The 18,334-nt window shown below is 70.6% G+C and carries 16 protein-coding genes; 4 read left to right on the plus strand and 12 right to left on the minus strand.

Translation table 11 applies throughout. The features are described 5' to 3' along the window. Positions 1-6: 6 nt before the first annotated feature. The 3 genes from dinB to J4E04_RS13600 are packed head-to-tail and all read right to left on the minus strand — an operon-like array spanning position 7 to position 3,619. Positions 7-1,242 (minus strand): DNA polymerase IV, encoded by a 1,236-nt coding sequence (dinB, locus tag J4E04_RS13590; RefSeq protein ID WP_490148812.1) that lies wholly within the window; start codon positions 1,240-1,242, stop codon positions 7-9. Further along, positions 1,239-2,816: a DNA polymerase Y family protein gene (locus tag J4E04_RS13595; RefSeq protein ID WP_027503778.1), complete on the minus strand. Its 1,578-nt coding sequence runs from the start codon at positions 2,814-2,816 to the stop codon at positions 1,239-1,241. Before J4E04_RS13595 ends, dinB begins: the two co-directional genes overlap by 4 nt. Continuing rightward, positions 2,813-3,619, minus strand: coding sequence for a hypothetical protein (locus J4E04_RS13600; protein WP_222638771.1), 807 nt, complete (start codon positions 3,617-3,619; stop codon positions 2,813-2,815). Before J4E04_RS13600 ends, J4E04_RS13595 begins: the two co-directional genes overlap by 4 nt. Before the next feature lie 186 nt (positions 3,620-3,805). On the opposite strand from J4E04_RS13600, the gene J4E04_RS13605 reads away from it, so the two are divergent. Further along, a complete protein-coding gene (locus tag J4E04_RS13605) occupies positions 3,806-5,056 on the plus strand; it encodes a serine/threonine-protein kinase (RefSeq protein ID WP_231476091.1) in 1,251 nt (416 codons plus the stop codon). 118 nt (positions 5,057-5,174) lie between these two features. On the opposite strand, the gene J4E04_RS13610 is transcribed toward J4E04_RS13605, so the two are convergent. The 3 genes from J4E04_RS13610 to J4E04_RS13620 are packed head-to-tail and all read right to left on the minus strand — an operon-like array spanning position 5,175 to position 8,082. Further along, positions 5,175-6,131, minus strand: coding sequence for an endonuclease/exonuclease/phosphatase family protein (locus J4E04_RS13610; RefSeq protein WP_490148813.1), 957 nt, complete (start codon positions 6,129-6,131; stop codon positions 5,175-5,177). Further along, positions 6,128-6,763, minus strand: a complete 636-nt coding sequence (locus tag J4E04_RS13615; RefSeq protein ID WP_037184132.1) for a response regulator — start codon at positions 6,761-6,763, stop codon at positions 6,128-6,130. The genes J4E04_RS13610 and J4E04_RS13615 overlap by 4 nt, the downstream gene beginning before the upstream one ends. Positions 6,764-6,765: 2 nt before the next feature. Beyond that, a complete protein-coding gene (locus J4E04_RS13620; protein ID WP_442973075.1) occupies positions 6,766-8,082 on the minus strand; it encodes a sensor histidine kinase in 1,317 nt (438 codons plus the stop codon). 140 nt (positions 8,083-8,222) lie between these two features. Here J4E04_RS13620 and J4E04_RS13625 point away from each other — a divergent pair, with 140 nt between their 5' ends. Together J4E04_RS13625 and J4E04_RS13630 are read left to right on the plus strand one after the other, a co-directional pair. Next, on the plus strand, positions 8,223-9,494 hold the full coding sequence (locus tag J4E04_RS13625) for a PspC domain-containing protein (protein WP_490148814.1): 1,272 nt from the start codon (positions 8,223-8,225) through the stop codon (positions 9,492-9,494). Beyond that, positions 9,484-9,720, plus strand: coding sequence for a hypothetical protein (locus J4E04_RS13630; protein WP_056442488.1), 237 nt, complete (start codon positions 9,484-9,486; stop codon positions 9,718-9,720). The genes J4E04_RS13625 and J4E04_RS13630 overlap by 11 nt, the downstream gene beginning before the upstream one ends. Before the next feature lie 39 nt (positions 9,721-9,759). On the opposite strand, the gene guaA is transcribed toward J4E04_RS13630, so the two are convergent. From guaA to guaB, 4 genes are all read right to left on the minus strand, one after another. Then, positions 9,760-11,358 carry a glutamine-hydrolyzing GMP synthase gene (gene guaA / locus J4E04_RS13635; RefSeq protein ID WP_056442621.1) on the minus strand — a complete coding sequence of 533 codons (1,599 nt, stop codon included), beginning with the start codon at positions 11,356-11,358 and terminating at the stop codon, positions 9,760-9,762. Positions 11,359-11,386: 28 nt separating this feature from the next. Continuing rightward, positions 11,387-13,177, minus strand: coding sequence for an FAD-dependent oxidoreductase (locus J4E04_RS13640; protein WP_285188612.1), 1,791 nt, complete (start codon positions 13,175-13,177; stop codon positions 11,387-11,389). Between the two features lie 80 nt (positions 13,178-13,257). Further along, on the minus strand, positions 13,258-14,400 hold the full coding sequence (locus J4E04_RS13645; RefSeq protein WP_490148815.1) for a GuaB3 family IMP dehydrogenase-related protein: 1,143 nt from the start codon (positions 14,398-14,400) through the stop codon (positions 13,258-13,260). A gap of 69 nt (positions 14,401-14,469) precedes the next feature. Further along, entirely contained in the window at positions 14,470-15,936 is a 1,467-nt protein-coding gene (gene guaB / locus J4E04_RS13650; protein ID WP_027503787.1) for an IMP dehydrogenase, read from the minus strand. A 287-nt stretch (positions 15,937-16,223) separates the two neighbouring features. Between guaB and J4E04_RS13655 the strand changes: the two genes are divergently transcribed. Continuing rightward, on the plus strand, positions 16,224-16,628 hold the full coding sequence (locus tag J4E04_RS13655) for a DUF5319 domain-containing protein (protein WP_027503788.1): 405 nt from the start codon (positions 16,224-16,226) through the stop codon (positions 16,626-16,628). 87 nt (positions 16,629-16,715) lie between these two features. On the opposite strand, the gene J4E04_RS13660 is transcribed toward J4E04_RS13655, so the two are convergent. Then, complete coding sequence (locus J4E04_RS13660; RefSeq protein WP_051612918.1) at positions 16,716-17,738, minus strand: anti-sigma-D factor RsdA; 1,023 nt, start codon at positions 17,736-17,738, stop codon at positions 16,716-16,718. After that, positions 17,731-18,309, minus strand: coding sequence for a sigma-70 family RNA polymerase sigma factor (locus J4E04_RS13665; protein WP_490148816.1), 579 nt, complete (start codon positions 18,307-18,309; stop codon positions 17,731-17,733). The genes J4E04_RS13660 and J4E04_RS13665 overlap by 8 nt, the downstream gene beginning before the upstream one ends. Positions 18,310-18,334 lie beyond the last annotated feature (25 nt).

Below are 18,334 nucleotides of genomic sequence, written 5' to 3' on the forward strand. Positions count from 1 at the left end.
CGACCCTCACTCGTGGAGCATGGGCACCGATGTCTGCTCCTCTCGCCCGAGCAGCACACCGCGCGTGAGCGCGGAGGTGCCGAACCGGCGCTGCACTCCGTCGAGCGCCTCGTCCAGGGCCGTCCGGTCTATGGTCGGATGCTCGTCCTCCGGCGTCTCGAACGGCAGCTCGAGCTGCATCGCGGCGCCGTCCTCGAGATTCGACACCGCCACGCCGACAAGGGTGAGGCCCTGCATCGTGATGGTCGACATCGATGCGCCCAGCAGCGATCGGGCCGCGGTGAGCACGACGTGGGTGTCGGCCGTCGCACGGCTCAGCGTCGTGGATCGCGTCGCTCGCGTGAAGTCGTCGAAACGCAGGCGCAGCGTGATCGTGCGACCTGCCCGGTGACCCTTCCGCATGCGGTGAGTGACACGGTCGACCAGTCCGACGAGGGCTGCGTCGATGTCCGCCGGGGTCTTGTGACGACGCCCCAGAGCATGTTGGGCACCCACCGACCGCCGGCTCGTGCCGGTGCTCACCCGGCGCGCGTCGACACCGTTCGACAGGGCGTGCAGGTGCCGACCCGCGGCCGATCCGAGGACGGCGGCCAGCGCGCCCTCGCGGTGCGCGGCGAGGTCACCGATGGTGCGGATGCCCTGCGCGTGCAGCTTGTCGGCGGTGATCCTGCCGACGCCCCACATGCGCTCCACCGGAAGCGGATGCAGGAACTCGAGCTCACGATCCGGCGGAACCTCCAGCAGGCCGTCGGGCTTGGCGACGGCACTGGCGATCTTGGCGAGGAACTTGGTACGCGCCACCCCGACGGTGATGGGGAGACCGACGTCCTCCGCCACCGTGCGACGCAGGTCCCGAGCGATGTCCGACGGCGATCCGGACAGCCGCGCCAACCCGGTGACGTCGAGGAAGGCCTCGTCGATGGAGATGCCCTCGACCAGCGGGGTGACGTTCTCGAACACCTCGAAGACGTCCTTGCTCGCCTGCGAGTAGGCGGCCATCCGGGGCGGCACCACCACCGCCTGCGGGCACAGAGCGCGCGCCTGCCGGCTACCCATGGCCGTCTTCACGCCGAAGGCCTTGGCCTCGTAGCTCGCCGCCAGAACCACACCACCGCCGACGATGACGGGTCGCCCGCGCAGCGACGGGTCGTCCCGCTGCTCCACCGAGGAGTAGAAGGAGTCGAGGTCCGCATGCAGGATCGTGGCCTCGCCCGTGCGTTCCCGTGCGCGTTCCGCCGTCATTCGTAGATCCCTTCCACGAACCATCGTCCACCGTCGTGCAGGACCAGCAGGGCACGGGTGTCCTCCAGCAGCACCTGCGCCCGTGCCACCTGGCGGGCCGTGGAGGTGGCGCCGAGATCCCACCACCGCTCGTCCGCCGCCCACGGTCCCGCCCAGCCGTGCAGCACCCAGCTCCGCGATCCCCAGTCGACCCGGCCGGGCACGCGATCGAACATGCCGCGCTCGGTGACCTGCACCGCCACTCCCGACTCGTCGGTCACGGCGATCTCCGGACGCGTCGGCATCAGCGCCGAGGGCGACGGGGACGGCAACCGGCCGGGCCACGGAGCGGAGGGATCAGCATCGGGCACCGGCTCGTCGCCCCACGGCAGCATCGTCACGCGCTCACCCGGCCCCCGACCACCGCTGAGCACACCCACCTGGACGGCGTCGCCGCCCAGCAGACCCTGCACCCGCACCAGGGCACGGCGGGCCCGCTCGTCCTCGTCGCCGACTCCGCCCCACAGTCCCAGCTGCAGCGCACCCGCCGACACCACCTCCACCGGCTCGAGACGCAGCAGGACGATGCCGGCGGTCGGCTTGTTCTCACTGCGGCCGGTGAGCCAGCCGTCGAGCTGCCATCGCACGCGATCCGCGGTGCCCTCGGGAGTGAGCGGTTCCGCGCATCGCCACGTGCGGGAGAGGTGTTCACCGTTGGCCGTGGTGGCCTGCACCAGCAACCGGGTGCAGGCCACGGCCGCGGCCGACAGCGTCACGTGCAGTCTCTCGGCCAGGGCTCGACCCGCGAACGCCGCCGCGTCGACGCGATCGATTGGAGGGTCGCAGCGGTACTCGACCTCGAGATCGGGAGGAAGCACGCGCGCCGAGGGCGGCCGCTCCGGCTCACCTCGCGCGCTGCGGTGCGCGAGGACCGCGTCGGTGCCGAAGCGGGAGGCCACGTCCACCGGTGACAGTGCCCCGAAGTCCCCCACCGTGCGCAGACCCAGCCGCACCAGCAGATCCACCAGGTCCACCCGCTCCGGCGCCGCGAGAGACGGTTCCGCCGACAACTCGGCCACCGGGAGCGGAGCCAGGAACTGCGCGCCGCTCCCCCGCGGCACGATCGCGCCGTGCCGAGCCGCGACGACGGCCGTCGACACCTCGTCGGCGATCCCCACCTGGCACTCGACACCGACCGCCGCGACGGTGTCCACCAGTCGCTCCGCCGCGGCCTCCTCCGAACCGAAGTACCGCGCCGCACCGCGCGCCGACAGCAGCAACAGGCCGGGCCGCAGCACCTCGATACCGGGCACCACCTCGTCCACCGCCGAGGCGACCGGCTCGAACAGCCGCGCGTCACGATCCGGATCAGCCCGCGCCACATACAGTTCCGGACAGCGGGCCTGCGACTCACGGCGTCGGCCGCCGCGACGGACCCCCTCGGCGCGTGCCGTCGCGGAGCAGGCGACGACACGATTGGCGGAGACCACCGCCACCGGCGACGAGGCCGGGATCTCCGCCGCGGCGGCAGCGGCCACGGCCGGCCAGTCGGGGCACCACAGAGCCAGCACCCGGCTCCGGCGGTCGGTGCTCACGACGGCAGCGCTTCCAGCACCGGATCCTGATGCGACACGGTGGAGTCGGCCGATCCCCACTCGACCCCGTCGCCCGTGGACGTCAGGGTCAACCGGCCGGTCCGCGGCCGGACGGCACGGCCCTGCACCTCGACGCCCAGATGCACGGCGCGCACCCGGCCGTGACCCGTACGGGCCCCCGAGCCGAGCCCGCCGTACCCGCGGATGCGGGCGTCCAACCGGAGCTCGGCGCCGTCCCAGCGTCCGTCGGTGACGATCAGCGTGGCGCCCTTGTTGCGCGCCCGAGCGACCACCGCCCGCGCTCGCGACGGCGGCACCGACATGCCGCCCAGCCCCAGCACCACCAGATCGATGCCGTCGAGCAGCACGGCGGCGACCTCCACCGGGTCCGGCCCGGGATCCGGGACCAGCGCCACCCGCTGCAGATGCGCCCCCATCTCCGACGCTGCCAACAGTCCCAGCCGCGGCAGACCGATGACGGCGGCGTGCCGTCCCGATCCGGTGACCGACGCCAGGATCCCGAGGAGCAACGATCCGGCGCCGGACACCGAGACCACCGTGCCGCGGGCCAACCCACCCTCGGGGAGCAGCGCCGACAACGCCTCCGGGACCGGGAGAACCGGGCGGACCCGGGCCGGCGCGGGATCCGGGGCAGGCGCGGTGGCCGTGAGGGTGACCGGTGCGGCAGGAGCGGGGGCATCGGCCACACGCGCAGGTGAGGACCGGATACGACGCCGCAGGAACTCGATCCGCTCGGTGCGGGACAGCCCTTCGAGGCCTTCGAGATCAACGGAAACAGGCATACTCACTCCCCGGTCGGGACGGTCGAGACTGCGTTGGAGACCCGGGGGAAGACCGAGAATTCGAACATACTTTCGAACGCTCACACCAGTAAAGCCGCTGCCCGTTCGAACGTCAAGACGCCCGGAAACGTCCTGGTGACAGCCCTGCCCGGCACTCGATCGGCTCGTCCGATAACCTCGAACACCGTGACTGATCACCAGCAGCCCAGCGGAGCGGTGGCCGGCTCGGGGCGCACGCGACCGGTCATCGGACCCGACTACCTCCTCGCCGGTCGCTACCGACTCGACTCCAAGCTCGGCGGCGGCGGAATGGGCGCGGTGTGGCTCGCGAGCGACACGTTGCTCAGCCGCAAGGTGGCCGTCAAACAGGCCACCTCGACCGTGGACCTCACCCCCGAGGCCGCCCGCGAGATCCGCGAACGCGCCATGCGCGAGGGGCGGATGGCGGCCCAGCTGAACAACCCGCACGCCATCGCCATGCACGACGTCGCACTCGACAGCGGCGAGCCCTGGCTCATCATGGAGTACCTCCCCGCCCGCAGCCTCGCGATGGCCCTCAACATCGCCGAGTCGCTGCCCCCGGACGAGGTCATCCAGATCGGTGCCCAGATCGCCGACGCCCTCACCGCCGCCCACGCCGCCGGCATCGTGCACCGCGACATCAAGCCGGGCAACATCCTGGTCGCCGATCGCGGCAGCGCGCTGGGCATGGTCAAGATCAGCGACTTCGGCATCTCGCGCGCCAAGACGGACACGCACGAGGAGAACAGCGCCGTCATCACCGGCACCCCCGCGTACTTCGCACCCGAGGTGGCGCGCGGCGCGGACCCCACCGAGGCCAGCGACGTCTTCTCGCTCGGCGCCACGCTGTACACCGCGACCGAGGGACAACCACCCTTCGGCATCGACGCCGACTCCATCGCCCTGCTGCACCGCGTCGCCGGGGGGCGCATCATCCCACCGCGCAAGAGCGGACCGATGACGGCCACGTTGCTGCACATGCTCGAACCCGACCCCGCGCGCCGCCCCACCATGGCCGAGGTCCGCACCCGCTTCGTCACCCTCGCCGTGGGCAAGAACGGCAACGCCGGATCGGTGATCAACCACCCGCTGCGCGCGGCCGACGGTCAGGTCCCGTTCTGGGCGCTGCGCGGCTCCCGAGTCCCGGGCACCTCCCGCCGAGGCGAACGCATCCACGGCCGCACCATGACGGGACTTCCGGCAGCGGACACCGCCACCCCTCTGGATCGGGTTCCGCGTCCGACGGCGGCGTCCACCACGCCGGCACCCGGACCGGCTCCGCGCCCGACGTACTCCCCGCCCGCGTTCGAGACGAAGGAACCCAAATCCTTCAGCGCCCCCGCCGGGCTGCCGCTCTACCTCGCGATCGGCGGCGCGGTGCTGCTCCTGCTCATCGTCCTGCTCCTGGTGCTCTGACCCGCTCCCGCCCCCTGGCCCCCGGCCCCCGGCCCCGTCCCTGGCGAGTACGGCCATACTGTCGCGAACATCCCCCACAGGACGACAGTTCGGACGTACTCGCGGGGCGAAGACGCGGTCAGGGGACGTCGACGGTCGCGACGAGCCCGCGGTGGTCCGATCCCACGATGTCGATGGGCTCGAGTGAGCGCACCTGCGCGTCCCGCACCACCACATGGTCGATCCCGACCACCGGTGGGTACCACGTGTCCATCGGGTAGGTCGGGATGACCCCGGCACCGACAGCGTCCGCCGCGTCCACGTATCCGCCGGTGAGCAGATCGCGGAACCGCTTGTGCGCGTGCGTGGAATTGAAGTCACCACCGATGATCACCGCTCCCGGCGACGCCTGCGCCAACTCCTCACCGAGCATGTCGAGCTCCGACGCCCACACCGGGGTGGGTGTCGGCCAGGGCGGCACCGGATGCACCGCGTAGACCCGGAGGGGCTGCGCCGCACCGACATCGAGATCCGCCGTCACGCTCGCGAGCAGGTAACCGGGCAGTTCCCGGCCGTTCGACAGCGGGAACCGGCTGTAGATCGCGGCACCCGCACCGCCCTGATACGGCGCCACGAACCGGTAGGGCAACGCGGCGGAGAGCCCGGCGGCGTCGAATGCCCCCACCGACTCCTCGGTGAGCTCCTGCACGGTGAGGACGTCGATGTCGCGCTCCCGCACCGACGCCACCAGTGCCTGCGGATCCGCCTCTCCCAGCATGACATTCGCCTGCATCACGCGCAGCGACTCACCGGGGGCGGCATCGGCGACTCCCGCGGCGCCCGGTACGTACAGCGGCACCACGACCACTGCGGCCAGCCCCAGGAGAACGGCCGACGCCGCGGCGATCCACCACCGCCGCGCGAGCAGGCACACCAGGACTCCGACGACGGTCACGCACAACAGGATCGGCGCCGCGGAGGCGGGACCCACGACCACCATGCTGCTGGTCTCGAGCATCGACGAGACGACGGCCACCAGGCCCGCGGCCACCCCACCGAGACCGACGACGACGGCCGCGATCGTGCGTGCCCTCATTCGATGCGCCGTCGGTGTGCCCAGCGGGTGAGGGCGTTCCTGTTGGACTGCTGCGTCTTCCGCAACACGTTCGAGGCATGGGTCTCGACGGTCTTGATCGAGATGAAGAGCGTCTCGGCGATCTCGCGGTAGGTGTAGCCACGGGCGAGCAGACGCAGCACCTCCATCTCGCGCGGCGTCAGGGAGTCGAGCTCCGGATCGAGCGGCGGTTCCGGTGCCGCGGAGCGACCGGTGAACGAGTCGAGGACGAACCCCGCCAACCGCGGTCCGAACACGGCGTCACCGCCCGCGACGCGGCGCACCGCGTCGGCGAGATCGGACCCCGAGATGGTCTTGGTGACGTAACCCCGAGCACCGGCGCGGATCACGGCGATGACGTCCTCGGCGGCGTCGGACACGCTGAGCGCCAGGCACACCGGGCCCTCCGCGATGGACTGTAGAACGGCGACCCCACCGCCGTCGGGCATGTGCACGTCGAGCAGGACGACGTCGGGACGGATCTCGTCGATACCGCGGACCGCGTCCGCGACGCCCCCGGCCTCACCGACCACCTCGATGTCGGTCTCGCGCCCCAGTTCCGCGCGCACCCCCGACCGGAACACTCCGTGATCGTCGACCAGGAAGACTCGCAGGGTCACGCGGACCGTTCCTCTCTCGCGGTGTCGGGCACGGAGTCCGCGTGCCCGGTGGTACCCGTGCCGCGCACCCGCGGCACACAGATGTGGATCTCGGAACCCTGCCCGAGTGCGGACCGCACCCGCACCGAGCCGCCGCGGCGTTCGATGCGTGCCCGCACACTGCGCGCCAGGCCCTGGCGATCCTGCGGCACGCTGTCCGGATCGAATCCGCACCCGCGGTCGCGGACGAAGACCTCGACGGTGTCGCAGCCCGCCTCGGCGTACAGGTCGACGGAGGTCACCCCGGAGTGCTTGGCGGCGTTGACGAGTGCCTCGCGCGTGGCTCCGAGCAGAGCAGTGGCGACCTCACGGCTCAACCCCGAACTCTCGACCGGCTCGTCCAGAGCCACGTCGCCCACGGTCACGGGATCCACGGTCACACCGTAGTGGTCCTCGACCTCACCGGCGATGGTGGCCAACGCGCGGACGAGAGACGCGTGGTCGTCCCGGTCTCCCCCGAACAGCCACTTGCGCAGCTCTCGTTCCTGGCTGCGCGCGAGGCGCATCACCTCGGCGGAGTCGGTGGACTGCTTCTGGATCAGGGCGAGGGTCTGCAGCACGGAGTCGTGCAGGTGCGACGCGATCTCCTCGCGTTCGTCGTTCCGGATGCGTGCCGCGCGCTCGTCACCGAGGGCGCGCCACAACCGCATCCAGAGCGGGACGGTGAGCAGTACCGCCCCGACCAGCGTCACGACGACGGCGAGCAGGGACGACTGCAGCGCCCGCACGTCCACGCGGGCGACGAGCACGACACAGAGCCCGATGATCACGAGCGTGACCCCGGCGACGATGCGCGCCCACCCGAGTACCGACGTGCGTGCGTGCCGAGGCCGGGTGTCCGCCGTCCGGGTCCCGGCCGCGTCGAACTCCCGCCACACCAGCGCGGCGCCGAGCGCGACGACGACGACAGGGGCGATGATCGTGGACGAGCTGCCCGTCAGCCCCGACCCCAGCGCGACGGCGCCGCCGATCCCGAGGGCGATCAGCCCGTACGCGCGACGCTTCTCCGAGCGGTCCGGCCTGCGGACGTCGGTACCCGCGGAGGTGAAGATCCACAGCAGTCCGTAGGCGACGGCACCGGCGCCGGCCGCGGCGCACAGCACCGCGAAGACGACCCGCACCCGGAACACGTCGACGTCCAGATGATCGGCGACACCGCCCGCGACACCGCCGACGACACGTCCGGCGGCACGGCGACGGAGCGCCGGCGTCGGCAACGGCGGACGGCCGGGGGGCTCCCGCGTGTGCGGAGGCTGTGCGGGCAGGGTGGACACGCCTCGATACTGGCACGGCTCACGGCTCCGCGGTATCGGGGTTCTCCCCCATCTCGGTCGAGTCGCGCGACGCGTGGACACCGGCGAAATCAGGGTTCGCCCCGATGTGCCGGGACGCCTCGGCAGCCCAGGATGTATCCATGACCCACGCCACCGCGTCCGCCCAGCTGTCCGAGATCTGGCGAACCCGACCCGTGCGCCTGCCCGATCAGGGCCCCGGTGCCGGTGTCGCCGCCGGAATCGGGCACCGCTACCGCGTCGACCCCGTTCTCGTCCGTGTCGCGTTCGTCGTCTCCACCCTGTTCGGTGGATCCGGCCTGGTCCTGTATCTCGCTGCCTGGCTGGTGCTTCCGCGCCGCGGCGATGTCGTGTCGCCGGCGGAGTCGCTGCTCGGCCGCGGCCGCACGTCGGACTCCCACACGACGGCCGTGGTGCTGTCCGTCGCTCTCGTCATCTCGGTCCTCACGGTCGGACCACTCGGAATGGGATCGGGGCTGGTGTCCACGATCGCCATGCTGGGGGCCCTGTACCTGCTGTTCCGTCGGACTCCGAACGCGCCGTCACCGGTCGAGCTCGCCGGCGCTCCCCTGTCTGCGCACGGTCCGGCCGCGCAGCACTGGAACGCCTACTCGACGCTTCCCGACCAGTACGTCCCGGAACCGGCCGCCGCACACACCGCGCCCGTCTCGTTCTCGAAGGACACCCCGGACACACCGTCCGCTCCGCCGCCGCCGAGCTGGGATCCGCTGGGGGTCGCTCCGTTCGCCTGGGACCTCCCCGAACCTGGTCGCCCCGTTCTCCCGGTCCCCGCACCCGCGCGGAAGTCGCACCTGACGTCCACGGTGATCGGCCTCGCCATCATCGCGTCCGCCGTGACCATCGGCATCGGCGCCGCCACGGGCGCCGCCATCGTGACCGCTCCCCGTGTCGGCGCGGTGGCGCTGACCGTCGTCGGCATCGGACTGATCATCGGCGCGTTCCTGCGGCGCGGCTACGGCTTGCTCGTTCTCGCGGCCCCGCTCGCCGGGTTCGTCCTCGTGTCGTCCCTGGTCGACGTGCAGGACCTGCGCGGTGTCGAGTCGCCGAACATGGGCAACGTGACGATCGCGCCCACGTCGATGGCCGCGCTGGCGCCCACGTACGAGTCCGGTGTGGGGAACTTCGTCCTCGACCTGCGCGGGCTCGACCTCACCGAGGACCGCACCGTGACCGTGGAGAAGGCCGTCGGCAACACCGAGATTCTGCTGTCACCGACCATGAACGTCGTCACCGACTGCAGTAGCGCCGTCGGCAACGCGAACTGCATCGGAGCCGGCGGGGTCGACGGCGGATCCGACGGGACGGCAGGACCGACCCTGACCATCGAGGCCAGCACTGCGCTGGGAAATCTGGAGGTGCACCGTGACCGATGAGACCGGACACGACACGAGCGGTACCGATCGCCGCGGACCCTCACCGGTCCTGCTGATCGCCGGTGTGGCGGCACTGCTGCTGGCGATCCCGACGCTCGTCGGCGCGGACCCCACCGCGATCGTCGCCGGCGCCGCGTCGGGCTGGACCCTGGTGATCGCCGCGATCGTCGTCGGCGTGGTCCTCGTCCTGGCACCCGTCAGGCGCCGGAAGTCTCGCTCGCAGTAGAGCTCTCGCCGTTCGACCGCAGGCGGTCCGCCGCCGGGCTCACTCCCATTCGATGGTGCCCGGCGGCTTGCTCGTCACGTCGAGCACCACCCGGTTCACCTCGCGCACCTCGTTGGTGACCCGAGTGGAGATCCGTTCGAGCACGTCGTACGGCAGCCGGGTCCAGTCCGCGGTCATCGCGTCCTCGCTCGACACCGGACGCAGGACGATGGGATGACCGTAGGTCCGGCCGTCGCCCTGCACACCCACACTGCGGACGTCGGCGAGCAGCACCACGGGACACTGCCAGATCTGGGAGTCCAGACCCGCCATCGTCAGCTCCTCGCGGGCGATGGCGTCGGCATGGCGCAGCGTCGCCAGGCGATCGGGCGTCACGGATCCGATGATGCGGATGGCCAGACCCGGGCCGGGGAACGGTTGCCGCGCCACGATCTCCTCGGGCAGGCCGAGCTCCCGGCCGACGGCGCGGACCTCGTCCTTGAACAGCAGCCGGAGCGGCTCCACGAGCGAGAACTGCAGATCCTCGGGCAGACCGCCGACGTTGTGATGGCTCTTGATGTTGGCGGTACCGCTCCCGCCGCCGGACTCGACCACGTCCGGGTAGAGCGTGCCCTGGACGAGGAAGTCGATCGACTCCCCGTGCGCCGCACTGTCACCCAGTTCCGCGCTCACCGCACCCTCGAACGATCGGATGAACTCGCGGCCGATGATCTTGCGCTTGGTCTCCGGATCCGAGACGCCGTCGAGCTCGCGCAGGAAGGTGTCCACGGCGTCCACCGTCACCAATCGGGCGCCGGTGGCGGCGACGAAGTCCTGCTGGACCTGCTCGCGCTCTCCCGCTCGCAGCAGTCCGTGATCGACGAACACACACGTCAGGCGGTCACCGATCGCGCGCTGCACCAACGCCGCGGCGACCGCGGAGTCGACACCGCCGGAGAGACCACAGATGGCCCGGCCGTCGCCCACCTGCTCGCGCACCTGCTCGACCAGCGCGTCCGCGATGTTCGCCGCCGTCCACGTCGGCGCGATGCCGGCGATGTCGTGCAGGAAACGGGACAGCACCTGCTGACCGTGCGGGGAGTGCAGGACCTCCGGGTGATACTGCACCCCGGCGAGGCGTCGCGCCCGGTTCTCGAAGCCGGCGACGGGGGCGCCGGCACTGGTCGCCACGACCTCGAAACCCTCGGGAGCTTCGGTGACGGCGTCGCCGTGACTCATCCACACGGGCTGCGTCGACGGCAGCCCGTCGTGCAGCGTTCCGCCGGAGACGTCGATGTCGGTGCGCCCGTACTCGCGGGTGCCCGTGTGGGTGACCGTGCCACCCAGCGCACCCGCCATCGCCTGGAAGCCGTAGCAGATACCGAAGACCGGGACGTCCAGGTCGAACAGCGCCGGATCGAGCTGCGGCGCACCTTCGGCGTAGACGCTCGACGGACCACCGGACAGCACGATCGCCGCGGGCTTCTTCGCCGCGATCTCGTCGACCGTCATCGTGTGCGACACGACCTCGGAGAACACCCGTGCCTCGCGGACGCGCCGCGCGATCAACTGGGCGTACTGCGCGCCGAAGTCGACGACGAGCACCGGATTCGCGTTCTCGAGGGGCGGGACGGGATCCTGCTGCGGGGAGTCGGTCACGCGCACAGTCTAGAGAGCGCGTCCGCCCTCATGCCGCGCCGGTGCTGCCCGCGTGGCTGACGACCCGCGTCGAGGACGGCGGCGTACTCGTCGGCGTCCGGATCTCGACGATGGGCAGCACGAGCGCCGCCGGTGCGTGCGCGGGAACCACCGGGCTGCGAGGTGCGATGGGCTCGATGCGCTCGTACGGCAGTCCCTGCGCGGGCCGAAGGTCCTTCTCCCCCTTGTTCGGCCACAGCGACGCGGCCCGCTCGGCCTGCGCGCTGATGGTCAGCGAGGGATTGACGCCCAGGTTGGCGGACACCGACGAGCCGTCGACGATGCTCAGCGTCGGGTAGTTGTGCACGCGGTGGTACGGGTCGATGACGCCGTTCTCGACGTCCTCGGAGATGACGCAGCCGCCGAGGAAGTGGGCGGTGAGCGGGATGTTGAAGACTTCTCCCCACGTCCCGCCGGCGATCCCGTCGATCTTCTTCGCGATGCGCCGGGTGGCCTCGTTGCCCATCGGGATCCACGTGGGGTTCGGCTCGCCGTGTCCCTGCCGGCTGCTGACGTGGCGACGCCCGAACGGACCACGCTTGGTGAAGGTGGTGATGGAGTTGTCGAGGTTCTGCATCACCAGCGCGATGATGGTGCGCTCGCTCCAGTGCCGCGTGTTCATCATGCGCAGGAACCGGACGGGATTCTTGACCACCTCGGCGAGGAACTTGAGCCACCGCGGGGTGCGGCCGCCGCCGTCCGTCATGAGCGTCTGCAGCAGGCCCATCGCGTTGGAGCCCTTGCCGTAGCGGCACGGTTCGATGTGCGTGTCGGCACTGGGGTGGAACGACGACGTGATCGCGACACCGCGGGTGAGGTCGATCGACGGGTCGTAAGTCAGCTTGCCCGCGCCGACGATGGACTCCGAGTTGGTGCGCGTCAGGCGCCCGACCGTGGGCGAGAGGTTCGGCAGTGAACCCGTGTCGCGGAACTTGTGCATGAGCTGCTGGGTGCCCCACGTGCCGGCGGCGAGGACGACGTGCCCCGCGGTGTAGGTGGCACGGCCCTTGCGCAGGCGCGCGCCGGTCCGCTCGGTGGACACGACCCACGAACCGTCCGGTCGCGGTGTCAGGTCGGTGACGGTGGTCATTGGCACGATGTCCGCGCCGGCCTTCTCCGCGAGGCCGAGGTAGTTCTTGAGCAGCGTGTTCTTGGCGTTGTGGCGGCAGCCCGTCATGCACTCGCCGCACTCGATGCAGCCGGTGCGGTCCGGGCCCATGCCGCCGAAGTACGGATCGGGCACCGTCTTGCCGGGCTCGTCGCCGAAGAACACGCCGACGGGCGTCTGGATGAAGGTGTGGCCGACGCCCATGTCGTCCGCGACGGACTTCATGACGTGGTCCGCCGGGGTCATGTGCGGGTTCTGCACGACACCGAGCATCTTCTGCGCCTGCTCGTAGAACGGCGTCAGCTCGGAGTGCCAGTCGGTGATGTGCGACCACTGCTGGTCTTGGAAGAACGTCCGCGGCGGTTGGTAGAGCGTGTTGGCGTAGTTCAGCGACCCGCCGCCGACACCGGCGCCGGCGAGGATGAGGCAGTCACGCAGCAGGTGGACGCGCTGGATGCCGAAGCAGCCCAGCTTCGGCGCCCAGAGGAACTTCTTCAGGTCCCAGCTGGTCGCCGCGAAGTCGTCGTCCTCGAACCGACGCCCGGCCTCGAGAACGCCGACCGAGTACCCCTTCTCGACGAGCCGCAGCGCCGTGACACTGCCACCGAAGCCGGACCCCACGACGAGGACGTCGTAGTGCGGGGTGGCGCTCGTCGTGGTTGCGTCGCTCATCGAGACCTCCTGATAGACCCGGACGTGATCGGCACCACGATACCGTACGTGTGAATCCGGGTGACAGGAACTGGTCGCGACTATCCGCGGATGTTGAGGCCCACCTTCTGGAACTCCTTGAGATCGGAGTAGCCCGACTTGGCCATCGACCGTCGCAGGCCGCCGACCAGGTCCAGCGAACCGAACGGGTCCGTCGACGGACCGGACAGGACGCGGTCCAGCGACGGACGGTCCTCGCCGAACGACACGGGCAGGAACGCACCGCGCGGCATCGACGGGTGCGCCGCTGCCGACGGCCAGTACCAGCCGCGGCCGGGAGCCTCGTCGGCCAGGGCGAGCGGTGCGCCGAGCACGGCGGCGTCCGCACCGCAGGCGATGGCCTTCGAGAGATGACCCGATGTCGAGATCCCGCCGTCGGCGAGCACGTGCACGTACCGGCCGCCGGTCTCGTCCAGGTAGTCACGACGGGCGGCGGCGGCGTCGGCGATCGCGGTGGCCATCGGGACACCGATACCGAGGACCTCGCCCGTGGTGGTGGCACCCTCGGTGGATCCGTAGCCGACGATGACACCCGCGGCGCCGGTCCGCATCAGGTGCAGGGCGGTGCGGTGGTCGCTCACGCCGCCGGCCACGACGGGAACGTCGAGCTCGGCGATGAACGTCTTCATGTTGAGCGGTTCCTCGCTCAGGTGCCCCACGTGCTCCGCAGAGATGATCGTGCCCTGCACGACCAACAGGTCGATGCCCGCGGCCACCAGTGCCGGAGTCAGCGACCGTGCGTTCTGGGGACTGACGCGCACGGCGACCGTGACACCGGCCTCCCGCACCTGCGCGACGGCGGCGGCCAGCAGATCCGGCTGCAGGGGTGCGGCGTGGAGCTTCTGCAGCATCTTCACCGGCGCGTCCGCGTCGACGTCCGATTCCGCGAGCTCGACGAGCTGATCGATCACCGACTCCACGTCGGCGTGGCGGCTCCACAGGCCCTCACCGTTGATGACGCCGAGGCCACCGCGCTTGCCCAGCTCGATCGCGAACGTCGGAGACACCAACGCGTCGGTCGGGTGCGCGACGATCGGGATGTCGAAGCGGTAGGCGTCCAGTTGCCATGCCGTCGACACCTCCTTCGACGACCGGGTACGCCGGGACGGGACGATGTCCACGTCCTCGAGCTCGTACGTCCGTCGAGCCGTGCGGCCCATGCCAATTTCCACCAGGTCGCGCACGCGCGTCCTCTCTCGTAAGCCTCCCGGACCTCGTGGGTCGGGTGGCGCTCGACTCCGGCCGGAATCGAGTCAGCGGGCAGTGTAGTTCGGTGCCTCGACGGTCATGGTGATGTCGTGCGGGTGGCTCTCCTTGAGTCCGGCAGAGGTGATCTGCACGAACTGCGCCTCCTGCAGCTCCTCCACCGAGTTCGACCCCGTGTAGCCCATCGCGGCCCGCAGTCCGCCCGTGAGCTGATGGATGACCTGGGACAGCGGGCCTCGGAACGGCACGCGCCCCTCGATGCCCTCGGGCACGAGCTTGTCCTCTGCCAGCACGTCGTCCTGGAAGTAGCGGTCCTTGGAGAAGGACTTCGTCGCGCCGCGTCCCTGCATGGCGCCCAGCGAACCCATGCCGCGGTAGCTCTTGAACTGCTTGCCGCCCACCAGGATCAGCTCACCGGGTGACTCGGCGGTGCCCGCGAGCAGGGATCCGAGCATCGCGGTGGAGGCGCCGGCGGCGAGAGCCTTGGCGATGTCACCCGAGAACTGCAGTCCGCCGTCGGCGATGACGGGCACACCGGCAGCCTTGCACACCGCGACCGCCTCGAGGATGGCCGTGATCTGCGGGGCACCGACGCCGGCGACGACGCGGGTGGTGCAGATGGAACCGGGACCCACGCCCACCTTCACGGCGTCCGCACCCGCCTCGACCAGGGCGCGCGCTCCCGAGCGGGTGGCGATGTTGCCGCCGACGACCTGGACACGCTCGCCCACCTCGGCCTTGATCTTGCTGACCATCTCGAGGACCTGGGAGTTGTGCCCGTGCGCCGTGTCGACGACGAGCACGTCGCACCCTGCCTCCGCGAGAAGCATCGCGCGGGACCAGGAGTCGTCGCCGACGCCGACGGCGGCACCGACCAGCAGGCGACCGTCGCGGTCCTTGGTGGCGTAGGGGTGCTGCTCGGTCTTGACGAAGTCCTTGACGGTGATCAGACCGGTGAGCCGGCCGTGTCCGTCGACGATGGGCAGCTTCTCGATCTTGTGACGACGCAGCAGCCCCAGCGCGGCGTCGGCCGTGACACCCTCGCGCGCGGTGACCAGCGGAGCCTTGGTCATGACCTCCGCGACGGTGCGGTTCTGGTCGACCTCGAACCGCATGTCGCGGTTGGTGATGATGCCGACCAGTTCGCCGCGCTCGTCGGTGACGGGCAGGCCGGAGATGCGGAACTTGGCGCACAGCGCGTCGACCTCGGCGAGCGTGTCCGACGGCGAGCACGTCACCGGATCCGTGACCATGCCGGCCTCGGACCGCTTGACCACCTCGACCTGCGCCGCCTGATCGGCCGCGGACAGGTTGCGGTGCAGGACGCCCATACCGCCGGCGCGAGCCATGGCGATGGCCATGCGTGCCTCGGTGACGGTGTCCATGGCGCTGGACACCAGGGGGACGCGCAGCCGGATCTCGCGGGTGAGCTGGCTGGACGTGTCCACCTTGCTCGGAATGAGATCCGATGCGGCGGGTATGAGGAGAACGTCGTCGAAGGTGAGGCCCAGCATGGCAACCTTGTTCGGGTCGTCGCCACCGGTGCGGACACGGGTCGCCTCGACGCGGGCGGTCGAGTCCTCTGCGGCGGTCACGGGCCTGTCGGGGGTACTCATACGGATCGGGCCCTCCTGAGCTGCGGTCGATCGATGTGCGAGCCGGGGACTTCCCTCGTCCGCTCGCGGTACATCGTATCGGTCCCCCGCCCGGCGCAGGTCACCCCGTGCGCCGGAGGCAGCCGGACCCCTGCGGAGCCGTGTAGCGCTGGCGCAGACCGGCACTTGCTGCGTACCGTGGACGTGTGCGCGATCAACTGCCTCCAGGTCTGCCGCCGGATCCCTTCGCCGGCGATCCAGCCGACCCCTCGGCCGCCCTCGACGCCATCGAGCCCGGACAGCCCCTCGATCCCCAGGAACGCCTGGCGGTCGAGGAGGATCTCGCGGATCTCGCCGTCTACGAGGCACTGCTCGCCCACCGCGGCGTGCGAGGCCTCGTCGTGTGCTGCGAGGACTGCCAGCAGGACCACTACCACGACTGGGACATGCTGCGCGCGAACCTGCTGCAGCTGCTCGTCGACGGCACGGTGCGTCCCCACGAGCCCGCGTACGACCCCATTCCCGACGCGTACGTCACGTGGGACTACTGCCGCGGGTACGCGGATGCGTCCATGAACGACGCGCTCCAGGGCGACGGGTACGACTCCTAGGACGTCGGCGCGCGACACCACCTCACGACGAAGGCCCGCAGACAGTGTCTGCGGGCCTTCGTCGTGCACGTGGTCGGTGACTCGAGGTCAGTTGGGCACCACGGACGTGTCCGGGGTGACCGCCGCCGTCGTCGACGGCACGGGCGCAGGGGCTCGCAGGATCTCCGGCGGGATGGTGACCGTTGTGGTGGGCGCCTGCGGGAACAATTGCAGGTCCGTCGGCAGCGGGAACGGCAGCTGGATGTCGGTCGGCAGCTGCGGGATCTCCGTCGGGAGCGGGACCTGCGGGAGCTGCAGGCTCGGATCGACGGGAATCTCCGGGATGATGTCCTGCGGCACGGTCGGCACCGTGGTGACCGGCGTGGTCGGCAACGCCGGCGGCGGAACGGCGGCCGGCGCTGTCAGCTTCGCCAACTCGTCCGACAGGCGCGTCCACCACATTTGCAGCTGGGCACGCTCGTCCTCGTCGCGGATGCTCTCCGTGCGCTGTGCGGCTTCGGCCAGACGAGTCTTGGCCGTCTCCGCGTCACCACGAGCGAGCAGATCCTCGACCTCCTGCAGCGCCGACGTGGTATCGACCTGCGCGACCGTCGAATCGGCCTGCTGGGTGAAGACGACCTCCTTCACCTTCCACAGGGGATCGCCCGGCATCGCGCTGTACGAGAACGCCGTGACACCACCCGCGAGGAACGCGACGGCGGCCGCGGCACCGGCGACGGGGCGCAGGAAACGCATCCGGCTCCGCGTGCGCTGACGGTGCAGCGCGTCCTCGGCCAGCGCGAGATCGATCGCCGCGGCGACCTGATCGAGATCGGGACTCTCGGGGAGCGGGTCGGCGAGGATGTCGGAACGCCATTCGGCCAGCAGACTGGCCAGGCGATACTCGTCGGAGTCGACGGTCGCGACGGGACCGTCGCTCGCGATCGCATCGATGAGCGCGTCGTCACGGCGCACGGCCATGATGTCGACGGGGCCGGACGACTCGAGGTCGTCGACGGCTCGGGGATCGACGCCACCTGCGCCGGAGGCGTCGGGGCGGCCGGTGGCTCCGTGTCCGGAGGCGCCGTGCCGAGAATCTCCAGCGCTGCCGCGCCACGAGTCCCTAGCCATACTTGTCACCTGCTCCCACTACTTCGTTCTTCAGCTTCGCTATTGCCCGGTGCTGCGCCACACGAACGGCGCCTGCGGTACTACCCACGGCGGCGGCCGTCTCCTCTGCCGACAACCCGACCACCAACCGGAGCACCAGGATCTCGCGGTGTTTCTCCGACAGCGTCGACAGCAGTTCGTTCACGCGGCGTCCTGCCTCCGAATCCAGCGCCCGTTGCTCGGGGCCGTCCTCGATGGACATGACATCCGGTACATCGGCCATCGGTTCGGATTTGTTACGCGACGAGCTGCGATGGGCGTCCGCGACCTTGTGCGATGCGATCCCGTACACGAACGCCATGAAGGGGCGGCCCTGGTCCTCGTAGCGCGGCAGCGCTGTCATGACCGCGAGGCACACCTCCTGGGCGACGTCATCAGCAGACAGCTGACCCCTCTCACCTGCACCGACGCGCGCGCGGCAGTACCGGACCACGATCGGCCTGATGGTTTCGAGGACGACGGAGAGAGCCCTTCGGTCGCCGCGAGCAGCTGCGGCGACGGCCGAGTCCAGCCCCTCACCCGTGGCAATCATCGTCAGAGTGTTTCCCACCTCACAT

This window comes from Rhodococcus sp. NFXS4, assembly GCF_058139645.1.

What these genes read in the sequence shown, in the direction of transcription:
- guaB (WP_027503787.1), bottom strand. Translation starts at nt 15,936, where the DNA reads ATGCTGGGCCTCACCTTCGACGACGTTCTCCTCATACCCGCCGCATCG.
- J4E04_RS13660 (WP_051612918.1), bottom strand. Translation starts at nt 17,738, where the DNA reads ATGGCTAGGGACTCGTGGCGCGGCAGCGCTGGAGATTCTCGGCACGGC.
- J4E04_RS13640 (WP_285188612.1), bottom strand. Translation starts at nt 13,177, where the DNA reads ATGAGCGACGCAACCACGACGAGCGCCACCCCGCACTACGACGTCCTC.
- J4E04_RS13600 (WP_222638771.1), bottom strand. Translation starts at nt 3,619, where the DNA reads ATGCCTGTTTCCGTTGATCTCGAAGGCCTCGAAGGGCTGTCCCGCACC.
- J4E04_RS13610 (WP_490148813.1), bottom strand. Translation starts at nt 6,131, where the DNA reads ATGAGGGCACGCACGATCGCGGCCGTCGTCGTCGGTCTCGGTGGGGTG.
- dinB (WP_490148812.1), bottom strand. Translation starts at nt 1,242, where the DNA reads ATGACGGCGGAACGCGCACGGGAACGCACGGGCGAGGCCACGATCCTG.
- J4E04_RS13665 (WP_490148816.1), bottom strand. Translation starts at nt 18,309, where the DNA reads ATGATTGCCACGGGTGAGGGGCTGGACTCGGCCGTCGCCGCAGCTGCT.
- J4E04_RS13625 (WP_490148814.1), top strand. Translation starts at nt 8,223, where the DNA reads ATGACCCACGCCACCGCGTCCGCCCAGCTGTCCGAGATCTGGCGAACC.